This is a genomic window from Streptomyces sp. NPDC031474, assembly GCF_055581185.1.
On the sequence record NZ_JBVIJX010000030.1, the window covers coordinates 58,282 to 74,034 of the forward strand.

Below are 15,753 nucleotides of genomic sequence, written 5' to 3' on the forward strand. Positions count from 1 at the left end.
GCCATGGGACCGGGCCACCCCTTCGGGCATGCAACTGTCAGGCGGGCTGCGTGGCGGGCGCTGGGGCGGGGGCCTTGTAGGTCTCGCGGGTCTCGCGGAGGGTCAGCAGGCCGGTGATCGCGATCAGAGCCGAGGTCAGACCGTGTATGCCGAACGCGGCGGCGAGGGAGCCGTGGTGGGCCAGGACGTTGATCATGTCGCCGAACGGGGCGACGGCCTCCATCAGCAGGACCCAGCCCAGAGCGCGGCGGTGGCCCGTCACCAGGAGGATGCCGATGACCAGGCCCATCGCGAGTTCGCGGGTGCCCTTCATGATGAGGAAGCCGTCGCCGTTGCCGGCGGGCCAGGCAGGCAGGCCGACGCCCTGAGTGGACGCTGCAGGGGCCAGGATGAAAGACAGCCCGAGGTAGAGGACGAACAGGGTGACGACGGTGACCAGCACGGTGTTGACGTTCTTCAGCGACATGACGCTTCTCCTTTGATGCTCAGGTTGGAGTGGGGCAGGGTTCGGCGGCGGGCGTAGCCGGGGCGGCCGGTGAGGTGCCGGATGACGCGGACCGGTGCGGGCGGGGCGGACAGGACCGCCTTGCTCGGGGGCATCTGTAGACCCGCACACCAGAAGTGCTTCGCAGTGCTGCCCTGCAGACGGGGGAACGGACAGTGCCGTGGCTGACCGGCATGGCCGCGTCGCCGCGGCTGCGAACGTAATCCCGCTGTCACCAGCGAGGGCGTGATCCGCTGGTCCGTCACCGGCCTCACGACCCGGCGCCGCCCCGGGTGAGGATTTCCAGGAGATGTCCGTCGGGGTCGCGGAAGTAGGTACCCCTGCGGCCGTCGGTGCGCTCGCTGCGGTAGATCTGCCCATTCTCCTGGCATGCGGGATCGGCGTAGTGGGTGATTTCGCCGTCCTGTATGCGGGCGAGGGTGGCGTCGAACTCGTCCTCGCTGACCATGAATGCGTAGTGGTGTGGCTCGAAGTCGTCCAACTGGTCGTAGTCCAGGCTGACTTGGTTGGCCAGCGTGACCGGCGTGAAGTGCGCCAGCGGCGGGTCGACGCCGAGGCCGAGGATGTCGGCCAGGAACTGCGCCGAGGCTTGCGGGTCACGGGCGGGGACGATGGTGTGGTTCAGTTCCACGGTCATAGTGACTCCTGTTCAGGGACGGGCTGCGCGAGGTGGGTGCTGCCCGCCCGGGGGAGGGCAGGGCGTCTCCGGCCGCCCTGCCCCTCCCCGGCTGCGGTTGCCGTGTCACACGTCGATCTGCTCGAAGATGTGCGGGTACGACACGATGTCGTCGGGGGACTCGGCCACCATGCGCTGGAACTCCGGGCGGCCGAACGCCGTGGCGAGCGCCTCGGTCGACTCCCAGACCGCGACGTTCATCAGAAGCTGACTGTCCACCGTGCCCTTGTGCATCTGCAGGGAGACGAATCCCGGCTGAGCCTTCATGAACTCGGCCTGCCTGTGAAAGAGGGCCAGGAACGCTTCCGTCCTCTCCTTCGGGACGACGAAGGTGTTCGCCAGGACGATGGGCCCGGTCTTCTCCTTGAACTGCGCGAACATCGGGGTGTTCGGGTCGAGATTCTGCAGCTTGGCCATTTTCGGTACGTCCTCTCACTAACGGGGGGGGGTGGGTTACCTGTGGCACAAGGGGGTCTGACGGGGCCTCGAGGGCCATCGCTGGCGCAGGCCTCCAACGACTGCGACCTCGTCAACGCTTGTTGGCCAACGCTTGTTGGCAAACTTAGGGCCGCAGTTCTGGACTGTCAACGCTTGTTGGTCAACAAGTGTTGGCCTATGTTTGTCGGCATGACCGGCACCACGGAGAACCAGCAGGCCGCACGGCGTTCCGACGCCACCCGCGCCACGATCCTCACCGCGGCCCGCGAGCGGTTCGCGGCGGACGGCTACGAGAAGGCGACCATCCGGGCCATCGCACGCGACGCCAAGATCGATCCGTCGATGGTGATGCGCTACTACGGCAACAAGGCGAGCCTGTTCGCGGCGGCCGTCTCGATCGACCCCAGGCTGCCCGGCCTGCCCGTCGAACCGCGCGAGGAGATCGGCCGCACCCTGGTGCGCCACTTCCTGACCCTGTGGGAGGAAAACGAGGAGCTCACCGCACTGATGCGGGTCGGCGCCACCGACCCGGCCGCCGCCGAGCGCATGCAGTTCGTGCTGCGCGATCAGTTGATCCCGCTGGCCCGCCGGCTGGGCCCCGAGCCGGACCAGGCGCCGGCGCGGGCGGCATTGTGCGCCTCGACCGTGCTGGGGCTCGCGCTGACGCGCTACGTGCTGCGGTTCCCGGAGAGCATGGCGCTCGGACGCGAGGAGATCGTGGACTGGCTCGGACCCACGGTCCAGCGGTATCTCACCGCGCCCACGCCCTGAACAACGACGGTCGCCGGGGCACGCAGTGCGCGCAGGCCCTCGCGCGGCGGGCGGGCGGCGAAGCTGTAGCGACCCAGGCAGTTGAGGTTGGCGTGCTTCAGTGGGGAGACCCGGGCCGCGTCCTCGTCCAGGACGTGATGCTCCCGCTCCTCGGGCAGCAAGCCCCGCAGGTGGTCGACGGCGGCGTCGAGGTAGCGGGTCGTCCAGGCGGCTCCACGGCCGTGATGATGGCAGCTCGGCGCGCTGCCAGGAACGTGGCGCGACCCTCGTCGTTTGGGGGCAGCAGATCAGGCTGTGCGGCCCAGGCGGTGGCGATCTGGTGGACGGGGACCAGGATGTCGACCGGGTCCCAGTCGGCGTCCAGCCGGCCTGCTTCGTGGGCCTCGCGGAGTTGTTCGACCTTGTGAGCCACTGACTCCCGGAAGGTGTCGGTGGGGGAGGGAGTCGCCGGCGTCGAGTTCCAGTTGCCCCCGGCTCATGAGCCGGAAGCGGTCGGGTTGGTCGGTGAAGTAGTCATGGAGACGACCGGCGTAACCGGGCAGGTCGGTCGGGTCCATGCGGGTCGCTTCGGTCACGGCCGCCAGCTTCTGCGCGGAGACGAACCGGTAGAGGGCCACCTTGCTGGAGAAGTAGACGTAGACGCGTTCCTTGCTGGTCCTGGCGGCCTTGGCGATGCGGTCGATCCGCGCCCCGGCGATTCCGTGCTGGGAGAACTCGGCCTTGGCGGCACTCACGATGCGGTCGCGGACCCGAGTCTGCGCGGGTTGAGGCACGCATGCTGCCACGCTACCCGACCAAACCGTTTGGTTTGCCGCTGGACGGTAGTCGGCGTAGAGTAAAACCGAACTGTTTGGTTTGATATAGGGAGATCCGCATGCACCAAAGGACACTCGGCACCCAGGGCCTGACCGTCTCGGCGATCGGCTACGGCTCGATGGGCCTGACCATGGGCTACGGACCCGGTGACGAGGAGGCGGGCATCGCCGCCATCCGGCGCGCCCACGACCTGGGCGTCACCTTCTTCGACACCGCCGAGCTCTACGGCTGGGGCGCCGGCAACAACGAAGTTCTGCTCGGCAAGGCGGTAAGCGACTTCCGCGACGAGGTCGTACTGGCCACCAAGTTCGGCTTCGCGCAGACCGAGCAGGGCCTGGGCCTCAACAGCCGCCCGGACAACATCCGCACAGTCACCGACAACAGCCTGCGCTACCTGGGCGTCGACCACATCGATGTCCTCTATCAGCACCGCGTCGACCCGGACGTGCCGATCGAGGACGTCGCGGGCACCGTCAAGGAACTGATCGACGCGGGCAAGGTGAAGTACTTCGGCCTCAGCGAGGCCGGCCCGCAGACCATCCGCAAGGCGCACGCCGTCCAGCCGGTCTCGGTCCTGCAGACCGAGTACTCGCTCTTCGAGCGCGACGTCGAGCAGCTCTTCCCGGTCCTCCAGGAGCTCGGCATCGGCTTCGTCCCCTATTCGCCCCTCGGCCGCGGCTTCATCACCGGTACCGCGAAGCCCGCGGCAGAGTACGACGCCACCGACTTCCGCAACGCCAATCCGCGCTGGCAACCCGGCAACTTCGAGAAGAACGTCGAAGCCGTGGACCGACTCGGCCGGCTGGCCACGGCCAAGGGCATCACCGTCTCCCAGCTCGCCCTGGCCTGGCTGCTCGCCCAGGGCGAGCACATCGTCCCGATCCCGGGCACCCGGAGCGCCGCCCGCATGGAGGAAAACGCCCACGCGGCCGACGTCACCCTCACCGAGGCCGATCTCGCCGCGATCCACGAGATCCTCCCGACCGGCGGATTCGGCGCCCGCTACGCCGAAGAGCACATCCCCAACTGGGTCTGACCCCAGCCCGAGCGGACCTCCGCATCGATCGGCAGTCCCGCACGGTCAGGGGCCGCGGGCCGCCGCCGCGCGCTGCTCACGGATCGGTCGTGGTGTCGCGGACCGCGTAGGCGGCCGGGGTGAGGCCGGTGCGGTCGCGGAAGGAGCGGCCGAAGTTCGCGGGGTCGGTGAAGCCGAGGTGGACTGCCACCGTCCGGGCGTCCCAGCGGGCAGCTCCGCTCCCAGCAGGCGCCGGGCTTCCAGGAGGCGCCGCTCGTCGATGAGTTCGCGTACTCCCTTGCCGGTGGCGTCCCGGGCGGCGCGGCTGAGGGGGCGGACCGAGCAGCAGAGCAACTCGGCGTAGTCCGCGGCTTGGTGCAGGTCGCGAAAGTGCAGCTCCAAGGCGTCCAGGAAGCGCCCGTACCTGTCGGCGCGGCCCGTGCCGGCCGTGGCCGTGCCGTGGGGGGGCGATGCCCGGGGAGTCGGCCAGGCGCAGCAGCAGCGATTCGGGCAGGCTGCGCCGCAGGGCGTGGTGGATGGCGAGGGGGCGGCGCCCCAGGGCGCGGTGTTCGTCCAGGAGCTGGAGTGCCGTCTGCTGGAGCCAGACGGTGTCGTCTGGGTGCGGGCTGAGCGCGGCAGGGGCCCTGTGCGCGGTGAGCGGGGCCAGGAGATGGGCGAGGTCGGGCCGCAGTGGGAGTGCGGATGCCGGGCCCGTGCCTGCTCTCACTGATGAAAGCCCCACGCTCGCCCGTCGCCGCTGCCGGCTCTTTGGATTACGTTTGCAATATCATAGACTGGCTGAGTCGGTGAAGGGCAACCGGTCCTTCCGGCCGGCGAAGGAGCGTGTGGCGTGGTGCGGTACGGAAAAGAGCACAAGTCGGAGACGAGGCGGCGGATCATCGAGACGGCCGGCCGCCGGTTCAAGCAGGACGGTATCGACGGCTCCGGGGTCTCGACGCTCATGAAGGACGCAGGGCTGACCAATGGTGCCTTCTACGCTCACTTCGCATCCAAAGATGACCTCGTCACCACGGCTGTCGCCGACCAGTTGAAGGTGCAGGCCGAGAGCGTCGTCGCGCTGGCCGCGCCTGGCCGTGCCGGACTTGAGCAGATAGTGCGGGGATATCTTTCGCCCCAGCACCGTGAAATGCTTGGCGACGGCTGCCCCAACGCCGCTCTGCTCGACGAGATCGGGCGCTGCACCGAGACGACCAGGCAGGCGTACACCGACGGTGTGCTGATCCTCGTCGAGGGCATTGCCGAACGCATGGCGCCTGACGACCCGTCCTCCGCACGTGTGAAGGCGCTCAGCCTCCTCGGCCAGATGGCCGGGACACTGCAGCTTGCCCGCGCGTTGACCGACAGCCGACTCGCCAACGAGCTTCTCGATCAGGGGGTGGACAACGCCCTCGGCCTGCTGGACGCCTGGCAGCGCGTCTGACGCACTTCCGCGCGTGGACCGGCCGCTCCGGCCCGCCTTAGAGAGCATCTGATCTAGGTAGTTGGTGTTCTGGGATTGTTTTTATGACTGGCCGCGTTGGTGGTCGTTGCATGAGGTGTGAGTGCTCGTCGTCCGTATCGCAGTGATGTGTCCGACGCCCGCTGGTCCTTGATCTAGCCGGTCTTCACCGCCTGGCGGGCGAGACGGGTGGTCAACGCGATCCTCTACGTCAACCGCACCGGGATTCCGCGGGAGTACCTGCCGCACGACTTCCCGCCCTGCAAGGCTGTTTACGACTACTACGCGAAGTGGGAAGCCGACGGCACGACCCAGCAGGTCCACGACCTGTTACGCGATGGCGTTAACGGTCTGAACTGGCCCCGCTTTTCCGGCCCGAACTGATCGTCGAGCGAAACCCAGGTCGGACCGGGTTCGTGCCGATCCCCAAGCGGTGGATCGTGGAGCGCGCCTACGGGATCTTGATGCTGCACCGTCGGCTGGTGGGGGACTACGAGCACCTGCCGCGCAGGCCGAGACGACGAGGGAGCAGATCGCGTAGTTGGCCGCACGGCTGGACGAGCTCGGCCGGGCCGTCGAGGAGGTCCGGATCACCTGCAAGGCGCTGCTGGAGCTGCCCGATCCGCAGCCGTCTGCGCCGCCGACCCCGAAGCTCCCGGACCATCCGGCCTACCAGCAGATCATGACGGTGTTCACCGCGGTCGACACGCCGCAGCGGGCACGGCAGGTGTGCGAGGCGATGGACCTGGAGATCGCACCCAACAACATCGACAACACCCGCCTGAAGCTCAAGCGGCTGACCGAGCGCGGAATCCTGGTCGAGACTGAGCAGGGCTTGTTCACCCAGCCGCGGCCAGCACGCTTGCCCCGCCCGAAAGCGCGGAACGGACATCAACTTACGCACCGCCTATCAGCTCCTGAACTGCGTCGATCACGCTGTCCACCACCTCGGTCACCGGCTTGGACGCATCGATGATCGTCGCGCCACGGCTCTCGTAGATTGCTCGCATCCGAGGATTCCACTTCAGGGCCGCTGCGAGCTCTTCGGGATGTTGACCGAATGCGTTCGTAGTGCGGGTCTCGAGCCGGTGGCGGAGGATGTCCTCGTCGATCACCAGGCACACGGTGAGGTCGAAAAGATCGCGGACGTCTGCCTCGTTCTCCGCAGACCCACACAAGAACGCGATTCGGAAACGAGACTCCTCGACGAGGGTCTCAACGCGCTCGCGGACGATCGCCCACCCGTATCGATCGAGCCAGCCCCCAGGAACCGGATACGGAGGATCCATCACGATCTCGCCCTTGGCTCGGTCGATCCAGCGACTGAAGCCGTCCTCGTCGGCGTCGAGCGCGGCGTAGCCACGCTCTCGCAACACCCCGCAGACCGTGGACTTACCAGTCCCTGAATTGCCCGTCACCCACACCACTGTCACGCCGCCAGCGTAGACATGACCACCCTGGGCCGGAGACGCTATCGCCGCGATCAGGCAACCGAGTGACTGCTCGGAGCTGATGTGAGTCCCGGCAGGGCCGTGGATCAGGGCGCAGGCCTGTGTGCCGGACGGAGGCGAAGCGGTAGCTGCGGTGCAGGCGTCCAGTGCAGCTCCCCGGTGTCCGGTCGCTTCGAACGCGGCCGGCTCGTCGAACGCCCCAAGGTTCACGCAGCCTGACCCTTGATGGCGCTAGACCCGTTCCGCTGGGGGTCTGCGGAAGTGGTCCACCGCCATCGTCCGTCATGTCGAGTCAGATGCCTGGCCGGCGCTCATCGGGGCGCCGACGAGGGACTGCAGGGTGCGGACCAAGCGCGTGGCGTCTGTGCTGGAGAGCGGGGCGAGGAAGCGGCGTTCCATCTCCTGGCGGGCAGATTCGGCGTCGTGCAGGCGCTCGTGTCCGATCGGCGTCAGTTGCACGATGTTCTTGCGTCGGTCCTGGGGACTGCGGCGCCGCTCGACGAGTTCCTTCTCCTCCAGGGCGTCCACTAGGGCCACCATCGTGGTGCGGTCGATGCCCAGTTTGCCCGCCGCTTCCAGTTGAGACAGCTCGGCATGCGCGTCTAGGACGGCGAGAACCGCCAGTTCGCGGCCATCGATCCCATACGGCGCCAAGGCTCGCGAGGACTCCTCGGTCAGCCGCAGGTACGCATGCTTGAGCAGATAGCCGAGGCGGGAGGTGAGGACCTCGGCGGGCGCGTCGCGAGTCATGGCCGCAGCGTATATCCCCTGCCTGATAGTCAGCGATGCTGACGATCCGCTACGGTGACGGTAGTGTCGCCGTCACCGGTGACGCGTCGACTCGAAGGGCACGTGGCAACCATGTCCGACCAGCACCTCCCCTCCGATCCCTCCGTGACGTTCGGAATCAAGACCACCCCGATGCGGGTCCCCTACCAGGACATCCTCCGCGTGTGGGAGGAGGCCGACGACCTGCCCGAGATCGCGGACGCCTGGCTGTGGGACCACCTCATGCCGATCGCCGGCCCGAAGGACGGGCAGATCCTCGAAGGGTGGACGCTGCTGAGCGCCCTGGCCGCCAGAACCCAGCGGCTGCGCTTGGGCCTGCTCGTGACGAGCAGTCGGATCCGGCCGCCCGCCGTCCTCGGCAAAATCGCCACAACAGTCGACGTGATCTCCGGGGGCCGCCTGATCATGGGCCTCGGGGTGGGCGGCACCGTGCAGCCACCCAACGCGGGCGGCATCGCCGGCGAGAACCCGGCCGCTGCGGAGTACGCCGCATACGGCCTCACGCTCGTCCCGCCCGCCGAAGGCATCGCCCGCCTGGAGGAGACCATCGCCATCCTCCGCGGCATGTGGACGCGGGACGTCTTCGACTTCCACGGGCGCTACTACACCCTGACCGGCAACCGCAACGAGCCGAAACCCCTCCAGCAGCCAGGCCCGCCCCTGCTGATCGGAGGCTGGGGAAACCGAACGCTTCGCCTGGTCGCCGAGCACGCCGACATCTGGAACATCCCCGGCCCGCCGCACAACACACTGGACTACATCACCGAGCGCAGTGCCGTCCTGGACGACCACTGCGCGACCATCGGCCGTGATCCGCGGACGATCACCCGCTCCGTGCAGTACATCGTCTCCTACGACGACCCGGCCGCCGACCGCAAGGCCATCACGGAACTCATCGCCGCAGGCGTGACGCACATCGTGCTGAGCCTGCGGAGCCCCTATCCCTCACAGGCCGCGCGATGGCTCACCGACGAGATCATCACACCCGTGCGCAGCGCAACCGGAGAATTCTGCTGACGGCCGCTGACCACTCGGGAAGGCACTCCTCCTTGCCCGAGCGACCTCACGGAGTCACCTGAACCGATCCACAAGGTTTGACCATTGGGCGGCTCCTGCTCCAGGCCCTGCAGATGGCCGACTACGCCGTCACCGCCGACTTCCAGGCCGCTCGCCGCCGCTACTTCGGCAGACCTGCCGCCGAACCGCCGATCGTGGTGGGGTTGATCTCGGGCGGGCGTTGGCGGGCGAGAGCGGTGGCGGTCAGGGCGGTGACCGCCACCGCGGCGATGCCGACCAGCGCCGCGGTGGTGTAGGCGTGGTCGTTCGGGAAGAGATGACCGGTGCCGGTGCCGGTGCCGGTGCCGGTGCCGGTGGCCAGGACCAGGCCGCCTATCGCGCTGCCCAGGGAGTACCCGACGCTGCGGACGACGTAGTTGAAGCTCATCGCGCTCGACGTCTCACTCTTGGGCGTGACGGCCAGGATGACGCCGGGCATGGCGGCTGAGAAGCCGCCGACGCCGAAGCCCAGCACACCCATCGCGACGAGCAGTTCGGCCAGGTTCGACCGGGCCGCGGCGAAGAGGACGAACCCGCCGCCGACGATGACAGCGCTGCCGGCCAGGAGCACGGGTGCGTCGATCAGCGTCCGAACCCGGGGCGTGAGTTTGCCGGCGACGAACCCCAGCACCGAGAACGGGACGAGGACCAGCCCGGCGACGAAGGTGGTCAGCCCGAAGCCGTAGCCGGCGCTGTGCGGCGTCTGCGCGTACCGCGTGATGAGCGTGAGCAGGAGGTACATGCCGATCCCGCCGACGAACATGGCGATGTTCGCTCCGGCGACCGCCGGGTGCCGTACCGCCCGGACATCGACCAGGGGGTTCTTGCTGCGCAGCTCGGAGGCGGTCCAGACGCACAGCAGGAGCACAGCGACGACGGCGAGGATCACCGCCACGGCGAGGTGACGGCTCCACAGGCTCCGCTGGCCGGCCAGGAACAGGACGAGGAACAGCCCAACCGCGAGGACGAGCGCGCCCGGAACATTCACGTGAGCGGAGCGGCCTTCGGGAGCCGCGGGTATGGAACGCCACGCGGTCAGGAGGGCGACAGCGGTGACGAACAGACCGAAGCCGTAGGCGGCCCGTACGCCGCCGATCTCGGCGAGCAGTGCGGTGAGCGGGTAGCCGACCCCGGCGCCGATGATCGAGACCACCGAGATCAGGGCGATCGTTGCAGCGCTGCGCTCCTCGGGAAGATGGTCCCGGGCCACGCCCATCATCAGCGCCGTCAGACCGAGCCCGACGCCTTGGGCCGCCCTGCCGATGAGCAGCCCCGCGAACGGCAGCGGCAGCACGGTCAGCGCACTGCCGACGACGACGATCGCCAGCGTGGCGAGGATCGTGGCCCGTCGGTGCGGGCCGGCTCCGAGCCGGCCGAGGACGGGCGTGGCGACGGCGCCGCTCAGCAGTGCGACGGTCAGCGTCCACTGCGCGCTGTCGAGCGAGACGTGGAACGTGGTCGCCACACTGGTGATCAGCGGCGTCCCGAGGCTGGCGACCGCCGCCACGACCAGGGCGATGAACATCAGGGCGGGGACCAGCAGCCGCGCCTCGGAGCGCTCCGGGGGGCGCCCCGTCACCGCTTCGGTCCTTCGCGGTCCTGGCTTTCGAGCTCTGCCAGGTGCGCCAGCGCCGGAAGCGCCGCCACCAGGGCCTCGACCTCGTCGTCGGCGAGTTCGTCGATCAGCCGCGCGAACGCATCGACGCCCGCCTGGTGCCGCGTCTGAACGTACGACGTGCCGGCCTCGGTCAGACACACCAGCGTGACCCGCTTGTCGGAGGGATCGCCCTTCCGCTCGACCAGTCCGGACTCCTCCATCACCCGGACCAGCACGGTCATCGCGGGCTGGGTGACACCCTCGATCACAGCCAGATCGGTGATGCGTCGCGGACCGGTCCTGTGCAGGGTGGCCAGGGTGGCGGCGGACGTGATGCTCATATCGCGCGGAAGGCGTCTCACAGCCCGGGTGGCCAACCCGTAGAGGGCCGACCCGATCGCAGTGGAAGCGCCACGAGGGGCGTCTTGACGGCTCATGCGTAAAGCATACAATATTTATATGAATACTTTATGTATCTCTCGCCCGGAACGCCGTGCCCCAGCCCCGCAGTCGGCGCACGAGACGGCGGTCGCCGTCGGCGCCATGGCGGACGCCGTGCGCCGTGCCCTGGCCGCAGACTGCGCCGAGGACGACATCACCACCCGCTGGGCGGTGCCGGACGGCACCCGCGCCCGTGCGCGCGTCGTCGCCCGCCAAGACGGCGTGATCGCCGGCACGGCGATCCCAGCCGAGGTGTATCGGCAGCTCGGCAGCGACGTCGTCGTCACCGAGCACGTTCAGGACGGCGACCGCGTCCACGCCGGGCAGGACCTGCTCACGCTGGCAGGACCCGCACGAGAGGAGCGGTATGCCCGCCCCGGCGTCGACGCCGTCGCCCGGCATGTCGCGAAGCGCGACCCCGCCGCACGTCGCCGGACGTGAATCCGCGTGTGCGGCTGCTGACAGCCTTCTCAGCTGGTCTGGTCCGGCTTCACCGTTTTCGGCTGCTGCCTCGTTGCGGAGTCCCGAACGCTCGGCCGCCTGCGGCTATGAGGGGCAGAGGGCGGCGTTCATCAGGGCGAGCACCGCGGGGCCGGCGTCGGCGTCGGTGCCCCAGTCGGTCCAGTCCACTGTGACTTGGCGGGTGCCGTCGAGGGTGTGGAAGGAGATGGTGCGGTAGCCGGGGGTGCCGCCGCCGTGGCCCACGATGGTGCCGCAGGGGAGCGTGGCCGTCTCCAGGCCGAGGCCCCAGCCGGCGCCGCTGGGGTCGGTGGTCATCTCGCGCAGCTCGGCCGGGCGCAGGAGGCCGCCGCTGAGCAGGGCGCGGAAGAAGTGGTCGAGGTCGGCGGTGGTGGAGATGATCTCGCCTGCGGCGCCGGCGACGGTCATGTTGACGGTGGTGTAGTCGACCGGGACCAGTGTCCCGTCCGCTGTCTTCACCGGTTCGTAGCCGTGGGAGTGGGGCCCGGTGATGAAGGGGGAGGAGCCCGGCAGGCGGGTGTCCCGGAGTCCGAGGGGCCGGATGATGCGCTGGTCGATTTCGGTTCGGTACGAGTGGCCGGTGACCTTTTCGATGATCATCCCGAGCACGATGAAGTCCGTGTTGGAGTAGTGGTGATCGGTGCCCGGCGGGAACAGCAGAGGGCGGTTCCGGTCGCCGTCCTTGACGGCCCGTCGGACCAGCTCGGCGGGTGTCCAGGTGCGGAAGCGGTCGTGGGGGGCGTCGCCGTCGAGCAGCCCGTCGGTGTATTCGGGCAGGCCGCTGGCGTGCTGGAGCAGTTCCCGGACCGTGATCCGGTCGCCTCCGGGGGCGGGGACGAGGCCGGGGAGCCACCGCTCGGCGGTGTCGGACAGGCTCAGCCGCCCCTCGCCCACCAGTTGGAGGACCACGGTGGCGGTGAACGTCTTGGTGATGCTTCCGGCGCGGAAGCGGCCGTCGACGGGGGCGGGCTGTCGGCCGTTGAGCCTGGCCTTGCCGCTGCTGCCGCGCCATACGGCGTCGCCCTGTCGGACCTCGGCGACGGCGCCGACCGCTCCGGTCGCGGTCACCTGGTCCAGCGCCGCCTGCAACGCGGTTGTGTCCGGTGCCGCGGCGGGCGGTGCGGCGATCGCACCGCCCGCCGCGGGAACCAGCGCGCACACCGTCAGCAGCGCCAACGCCCCGAATCGTGAGCCTCTCATCGTTCTCCTGCCCTCGCTGTTCCCGGCGGTCCCCGTCGTACTGGCGTGGACGATGGTGCCCGTCCACGTCGGTGCGCCGGATCCATCCGGGGAACGAAGGGGTTTCCCGTATTGAAGGGCCACCTGCCCTGACGCCGCGATCAGGGGTTCACCTAGGGCGTGTGTCGGGAGTGCTCTAGGTTGGCTGACGTGAGTGGGTGGGGGCGGAGTTATCGATATGTCGGACCGGTCGAGCTAAAGGCTGCGGTCCGGCCTGGTGACGGCGGGCGTCGGATCGGCTCGGCGGGTGACTTCGGTGGCTGGATCGTGGAGCAATCGGCGGCGGAGCTGGCCGAACCGTTCACCTTCGTGGTCGGTATCGACGGTGTGCTTCGGCTGGCGCCGCGGCGAAGTGAGCACGTGGCCTGTGCCGACGGAGACATGGTTCTGAGTGCCGGCGAGATCAGCTTCACGCGCGAGGCAGACCGGTGGACCGTGAGCGAGGTCAGCAATCAGTCCACCGGGTACTGCCCGGACGTCAGCTCCTGGGTGGAGGTCGCCCGTGCTCTGGACGCTGTAGAGCTCCGGCGGCCTTCCGGCTTCACCCACGAGGTTGTATTCCGGCGGTGCCCCGACTGCCAGGAGCACAACATCGTGCGTGAGGACGACTTCGTCTGCGTCTTCTGCGGCAGCGATCTGCCCGCGGCGTGGAACGTGGATCCGAACGCGTGACGGCCGAGGGTCACAGCCACTCGTTGATGGCGGCGACGAGGACGGTCGCCTCGTAGCGGACAGCAAGCTTGTCGTAGCGCGTGGCGACAGCGCGGTGTCTCTTGAGTCGGTTGATCCCGCACTCGACCGCATGGGGCTCGCGGTAGTCGGCCGGGTCGAAGCGCGGAGGTCGGCCGCCGCGGGTGCCGAGCTTTTGGCGGTTACGTGCCTGGTCGGCCTTGTCCGGGATAGTGCGTCGGATCCTGCGGCGGCGTAGGTAGGCGCGGTTTTTGCGGGAGGCGTACGCCTTGTCCGCCCGCACGCGATCGGGATGGTCGCGTGGTCGGCCCGGCCCGGCCCGAGGCGGGGCAGGCGAACTTTTGCCACCACGGGTTTCGAACTGCGGCGAGTCTCCACGCTGTCCTGCCGTCACCACGATCGACATGGGCTTCTGACCTTGCCGCGCGGCCGACCGTGGAGTCGACGCTCAGATCCCACGTGATCGCACCCTTCGCATCGGCCAGGGACTGGAGCCTGGTGAGGATCCGGCGCCAGGTGCCGTTCCGCTGCCATCGGCGGAACAGGTCGTAGACCCGGCTCCACGGTCCGCACTCGACGGGCACGTGTCCCGCCACGGAACACCAGTACGGACCCGGAACCGTATGCCGTCGATCAGCTGCCGCCGGGGCCAGACGGGCGGCCGCCCCGCCTTGGCACCCTTCGGCAACAGCGAATCCAGCGCCGCCCACTGGTCATCCGTGAGATCTCCCCACCCCATGAACCGTGATCATTTACAGCCCAAGATCCACTTTCGATGCACGGCCTAAGGGTGCCGTGCTCCTACGCGCGGTACCCCGCGCGGTGTCATGCCGGGTCGGTTGAGAAGGGGGGAGCCCCTGGAGGACCCCCGGTGCACGCCGGGCGCGATCTCCCCGGCCGTCACGCAGGCGAACCTGACGAAGCTGCACACCGCCGTCTGCAAGGGCCAGGTCGCGCTAGCGGCCGCGCAGCAGGCCATCGTCACCGACTGGACCACCGCCCTGGCCACCCTTCACCTCGGCTGAAGGCGCGGTTGACAGCGGGGAGCACCTTGGGGAGCACCTTGTCGTACGGGCGAGGTGTCCCCCGGCGTGCCGGTGCCTGTCGGGGACGTGTGAAAGGCCCCGGCTGGACGGGGGAGACCAGCCGGGGCCGGAGGGCGGTCGCCTCGCGGCGAGGTGCTCCATGGGGCTTCAGCCGGACGATCGTCCCCATGGGCAATAGGTGAGGCCCGGGGACACTGTCCCCTCCGCTAGCCACGTAGGCGTCAACTCCCCACCCTCCCCACGTGTTCCCGGCGCACCGCCTTCACCGCGGTGAGGTGCGGCACACCCGGGAAGGGGCGATCCGCAGTCGTTCGTCAAGGCATAGTCGCCTCCGCGTTGGATGCGGGAAAGCCGCATCGGATGCGAGTCCGCGGACGATGCGCTGGTCCCCGGGGACGCCGGGTGAGCGACGTGAGCAGCGACTGGGGCGTCCAAGAGGCGAAGTCCCTGGAGGGGCCGCAAAGCCGCCACCAGGACGTGCGGTGGCAGAATGGGCTATAGAGCGGCAGACTAAAAAGGGAGATTGCTCAAGCGCTGCGAGCGCCCGGCTGCCGCCCCGGCCTTGTGAACCATTAGACCTGGCGGGCGGAACGCGGGGTCGTGCAGGGTGTCTCCGCCGGACGGGGGCTTATCGCGGGGGGATTGCATCACCCACGCCATGAACGATGTTCCCGTAAACAGCCAAGGCACTTTTCAAGAAAGGCCAGCTGGCAATGAGTGGAGAAGATGGCAGTGTCGTCACGCTACCAGAAGTGATTGTCGTAGGGGACCCTGACCGGTCACCCATGACGGTAGCTGACTGGTTCGCCGAAGGGTTTTACGTCGGCTGGAATCTCCAGAATGGCACACCTGAGGCGCCAGCGTTCCTCAATGGGCCCTTCCTGCAGGCGTACTTGGACGGCGCCTCAGCCGCGCAGGGCAAGCGTGCCGATTTCGACCAATTCCAAGGTCCTGCAATCGGCCCCGATGTCGGTGGCGTGCCCTTGGAAGAGTTCGAGCGTGGCTTCCGCGAAGCGCTCGAAGACCTTTTCCGCGAGGAGGATAAACATATCGAGAGCGAGCCGACGATCGAGATCGTGCCGGGGCCGGGCGTCTTGTAGGTCATGTCTACGGACGTGCTGTAAGCGCACGCGGCCGTTCCCGGTACGTACCCAGGGCTTCGCTCAGGGCATTCCCGCGCCGCCACCGCTTAGCCTCGATTCGTCAGCGGGGTTCGGTGGCTGACTTGCTCGGCAGTTCGCCCGTAATGTCCTCGGGCCGTTCGAGGTGGGCCGTCGCGTGACG

17 protein-coding genes and 6 pseudogenes are annotated in these 15,753 nt (G+C 68.6%); 10 read left to right on the forward strand and 13 right to left on the reverse strand.

Features of this window, described 5'->3' with window-relative positions:
- Positions 1 to 37: 37 nt before the first annotated feature.
- The 3 genes from ACZ5SK_RS43035 to ACZ5SK_RS43045 all read right to left on the reverse strand — a co-directional run bounded on the left by ACZ5SK_RS43035 (position 38) and on the right by ACZ5SK_RS43045 (position 1,598).
- Positions 38 to 466, reverse strand: a complete 429-nt coding sequence (locus ACZ5SK_RS43035) for a DUF4267 domain-containing protein (protein WP_468577681.1) — start codon at positions 464 to 466, stop codon at positions 38 to 40.
- A 289-nt stretch (positions 467 to 755) separates the two neighbouring features.
- Positions 756 to 1,142, reverse strand: coding sequence for a VOC family protein (locus tag ACZ5SK_RS43040; protein ID WP_468577683.1), 387 nt, complete (start codon positions 1,140 to 1,142; stop codon positions 756 to 758).
- Between the two features lie 105 nt (positions 1,143 to 1,247).
- Positions 1,248 to 1,598, reverse strand: coding sequence for an antibiotic biosynthesis monooxygenase family protein (locus ACZ5SK_RS43045; protein ID WP_468577685.1), 351 nt, complete (start codon positions 1,596 to 1,598; stop codon positions 1,248 to 1,250).
- A gap of 210 nt (positions 1,599 to 1,808) precedes the next feature.
- On the opposite strand from ACZ5SK_RS43045, the gene ACZ5SK_RS43050 reads away from it, so the two are divergent.
- Entirely contained in the window at positions 1,809 to 2,390 is a 582-nt protein-coding gene (locus ACZ5SK_RS43050) for a TetR/AcrR family transcriptional regulator (RefSeq protein ID WP_468158821.1), read from the forward strand.
- 14 nt (positions 2,391 to 2,404) lie between these two features.
- Here the strand turns inward: ACZ5SK_RS43050 and ACZ5SK_RS43055 are convergent.
- From ACZ5SK_RS43055 to ACZ5SK_RS43065, 3 pseudogenes are all read right to left on the reverse strand, one after another.
- Positions 2,405 to 2,596 (reverse strand): annotated as a pseudogene (locus tag ACZ5SK_RS43055) (hypothetical protein); the annotation flags it as partial.
- A gap of 65 nt (positions 2,597 to 2,661) precedes the next feature.
- Positions 2,662 to 2,802: pseudogene (locus ACZ5SK_RS43060) on the reverse strand (TetR/AcrR family transcriptional regulator); the annotation flags it as partial.
- Positions 2,803 to 3,007: 205 nt separating this feature from the next.
- Positions 3,008 to 3,280 (reverse strand): annotated as a pseudogene (locus tag ACZ5SK_RS43065) (TetR/AcrR family transcriptional regulator); the annotation flags it as partial.
- On the opposite strand from ACZ5SK_RS43065, the gene ACZ5SK_RS43070 reads away from it, so the two are divergent.
- Positions 3,265 to 4,242: an aldo/keto reductase gene (locus ACZ5SK_RS43070; RefSeq protein WP_334574001.1), complete on the forward strand. Its 978-nt coding sequence runs from the start codon at positions 3,265 to 3,267 to the stop codon at positions 4,240 to 4,242. The pseudogene ACZ5SK_RS43065 and the gene ACZ5SK_RS43070 overlap by 16 nt on opposite strands.
- Positions 4,243 to 4,318: 76 nt before the next feature.
- On the opposite strand, the pseudogene ACZ5SK_RS43075 reads toward ACZ5SK_RS43070, so the two are convergent.
- Positions 4,319 to 4,912: pseudogene (locus ACZ5SK_RS43075) on the reverse strand (helix-turn-helix domain-containing protein); the annotation flags it as partial.
- A 159-nt stretch (positions 4,913 to 5,071) separates the two neighbouring features.
- On the opposite strand from ACZ5SK_RS43075, the gene ACZ5SK_RS43080 reads away from it, so the two are divergent.
- From ACZ5SK_RS43080 to ACZ5SK_RS43090, 3 genes and pseudogenes are all read left to right on the forward strand, one after another.
- Positions 5,072 to 5,662 carry a TetR/AcrR family transcriptional regulator gene (locus tag ACZ5SK_RS43080; RefSeq protein WP_334574000.1) on the forward strand — a complete coding sequence of 197 codons (591 nt, stop codon included), beginning with the start codon at positions 5,072 to 5,074 and terminating at the stop codon, positions 5,660 to 5,662.
- Positions 5,663 to 5,779: 117 nt separating this feature from the next.
- Positions 5,780 to 6,010, forward strand: a pseudogene (locus tag ACZ5SK_RS43085) (transposase); the annotation flags it as partial.
- A gap of 211 nt (positions 6,011 to 6,221) precedes the next feature.
- Positions 6,222 to 6,656, forward strand: a complete 435-nt coding sequence (locus tag ACZ5SK_RS43090) for a hypothetical protein (RefSeq protein ID WP_334573998.1) — start codon at positions 6,222 to 6,224, stop codon at positions 6,654 to 6,656.
- Here ACZ5SK_RS43090 and ACZ5SK_RS43095 read toward each other — a convergent pair.
- Both ACZ5SK_RS43095 and ACZ5SK_RS43100 read right to left on the reverse strand, forming a co-directional pair.
- A complete protein-coding gene (locus tag ACZ5SK_RS43095) occupies positions 6,577 to 7,341 on the reverse strand; it encodes an AAA family ATPase (RefSeq protein WP_468577688.1) in 765 nt (254 codons plus the stop codon). The two genes, ACZ5SK_RS43090 and ACZ5SK_RS43095, sit on opposite strands and share 80 nt — an antisense overlap.
- 72 nt (positions 7,342 to 7,413) lie before the next feature.
- The gene (locus ACZ5SK_RS43100) at positions 7,414 to 7,881 is read right to left on the reverse strand and encodes a MarR family winged helix-turn-helix transcriptional regulator (protein ID WP_334573994.1); all 468 of its coding nucleotides are present in this window, start codon (positions 7,879 to 7,881) and stop codon (positions 7,414 to 7,416) included.
- Between the two features lie 111 nt (positions 7,882 to 7,992).
- Here ACZ5SK_RS43100 and ACZ5SK_RS43105 point away from each other — a divergent pair, with 111 nt between their 5' ends.
- On the forward strand, positions 7,993 to 8,937 hold the full coding sequence (locus ACZ5SK_RS43105) for an LLM class flavin-dependent oxidoreductase (RefSeq protein WP_334573992.1): 945 nt from the start codon (positions 7,993 to 7,995) through the stop codon (positions 8,935 to 8,937).
- A gap of 160 nt (positions 8,938 to 9,097) precedes the next feature.
- On the opposite strand, the gene ACZ5SK_RS43110 is transcribed toward ACZ5SK_RS43105, so the two are convergent.
- Both ACZ5SK_RS43110 and ACZ5SK_RS43115 read right to left on the reverse strand, forming a co-directional pair.
- Positions 9,098 to 10,501: an MFS transporter gene (locus ACZ5SK_RS43110; protein ID WP_468577693.1), complete on the reverse strand. Its 1,404-nt coding sequence runs from the start codon at positions 10,499 to 10,501 to the stop codon at positions 9,098 to 9,100.
- Positions 10,502 to 10,551: 50 nt separating this feature from the next.
- Positions 10,552 to 10,914 carry a MarR family winged helix-turn-helix transcriptional regulator gene (locus ACZ5SK_RS43115; RefSeq protein WP_030938208.1) on the reverse strand — a complete coding sequence of 121 codons (363 nt, stop codon included), beginning with the start codon at positions 10,912 to 10,914 and terminating at the stop codon, positions 10,552 to 10,554.
- Positions 10,915 to 11,032: 118 nt separating this feature from the next.
- Between ACZ5SK_RS43115 and ACZ5SK_RS43120 the strand changes: the two genes are divergently transcribed.
- Complete coding sequence (locus ACZ5SK_RS43120; RefSeq protein ID WP_468577690.1) at positions 11,033 to 11,455, forward strand: hypothetical protein; 423 nt, start codon at positions 11,033 to 11,035, stop codon at positions 11,453 to 11,455.
- A gap of 105 nt (positions 11,456 to 11,560) precedes the next feature.
- Here ACZ5SK_RS43120 and ACZ5SK_RS43125 read toward each other — a convergent pair whose 3' ends face one another.
- A complete protein-coding gene (locus tag ACZ5SK_RS43125) occupies positions 11,561 to 12,694 on the reverse strand; it encodes a serine hydrolase domain-containing protein (RefSeq protein ID WP_334573988.1) in 1,134 nt (377 codons plus the stop codon).
- A 189-nt stretch (positions 12,695 to 12,883) separates the two neighbouring features.
- On the opposite strand from ACZ5SK_RS43125, the gene ACZ5SK_RS43130 reads away from it, so the two are divergent.
- Positions 12,884 to 13,405 (forward strand): hypothetical protein, encoded by a 522-nt coding sequence (locus tag ACZ5SK_RS43130; protein WP_334581036.1) that lies wholly within the window; start codon positions 12,884 to 12,886, stop codon positions 13,403 to 13,405.
- 10 nt (positions 13,406 to 13,415) lie between these two features.
- Here ACZ5SK_RS43130 and ACZ5SK_RS43135 read toward each other — a convergent pair.
- A pseudogene (locus ACZ5SK_RS43135) lies at positions 13,416 to 14,162 on the reverse strand (transposase).
- A gap of 100 nt (positions 14,163 to 14,262) precedes the next feature.
- Here ACZ5SK_RS43135 and ACZ5SK_RS43140 point away from each other — a divergent pair.
- Positions 14,263 to 14,448, forward strand: coding sequence for a hypothetical protein (locus ACZ5SK_RS43140; protein WP_334573986.1), 186 nt, complete (start codon positions 14,263 to 14,265; stop codon positions 14,446 to 14,448).
- A gap of 806 nt (positions 14,449 to 15,254) precedes the next feature.
- Entirely contained in the window at positions 15,255 to 15,569 is a 315-nt protein-coding gene (locus ACZ5SK_RS43145) for a hypothetical protein (RefSeq protein ID WP_334573984.1), read from the forward strand.
- Positions 15,570 to 15,753: the final 184 nt, after the last annotated feature.